Raw genomic sequence first — 796 nt, 5'->3', positions numbered from 1 at the left:
GCGGCGTCGGCTTGGACGAATTGTTAGGCCACAGCTTGTACGCCAAAAGCGCAAGCCAAGCAGCTACCGTGAGACGCAGCAGATGTGCACCGGGGTCGAGCGACGGCGTGTGCAAGAGCTGCTCGAGCCAACGCAGCACATGAACCGCAAGCAGGACGATAAGCGCGCCCCAAACTCGGCGCTGGCCTGACCGCAGTGATCCGAACGAAGCACCAAGCAGGATCGCGAGTGCAGCGCCGACTTGGACTAAAAGAATCGCGGCGCCGACATAAACCGACAGCGGGAGTTCGCTGCGGGAGATAACTGCAGGAATGGCGACGAACCAGCGCCAGGTGTTGTAAAGCCCAATGCCAGCCATGGCGAGAATTACCAGGCTGGTCGCAAGCGTGAGGCGGAGCCACTTCCAAGACACGTTGAACTCTCCTCTGGGGCCTAACACCTGAGTTAAGCCGCGCCGCGAAGCGGCGTCGGCTTGGACGAATTGTTAGCCGTTGAGCAGGCTGTACTCACAGCTGATCAAAGGCAATGTAACTGCACTTGCCTTGCATGACGCTCGCCTTGGTGATCAGCACGCCGTCTCCGGCGCGGCTAAGGGTGTGCAGATACTCGAGGCCACCTGAAGCGTTCTCGAGGAAGGTGTAGACCTCTGCGGTTTTGCCCGGATAGACGACGAGTACCGAAAAAGACTTCTCGCCGCGATTTAGCGGAATGACGGTGCCGCCGTCCCCGCGGGCAGAGATGATGTCCTTTCGTGTGTCGACGAAGAGGATGTCGTACTCACCCTCGGCGATCTTCG

Annotated in this window: 1 protein-coding gene and 1 pseudogene; both read right to left on the bottom strand. The window is 59.7% G+C overall.

The window, feature by feature from the left end; translation table 11 throughout:
* On the bottom strand, positions 1 to 412 hold a 412-nt coding region (locus tag EVS83_RS15420; protein ID WP_133502072.1), incomplete at its 3' end, for a hypothetical protein.
* A 94-nt stretch (positions 413 to 506) separates the two neighbouring features.
* Positions 507 to 796, bottom strand: a pseudogene (locus EVS83_RS15770) (hypothetical protein); the annotation flags it as partial.

The organism is Cognatilysobacter terrigena, from assembly GCF_004361065.1.
In the GTDB taxonomy this organism is placed as follows: Bacteria; Pseudomonadota; Gammaproteobacteria; order Xanthomonadales; family Xanthomonadaceae; genus Cognatilysobacter; species Cognatilysobacter terrigena.
This window is presented reverse-complemented; position numbering and strand designations above follow the sequence as displayed.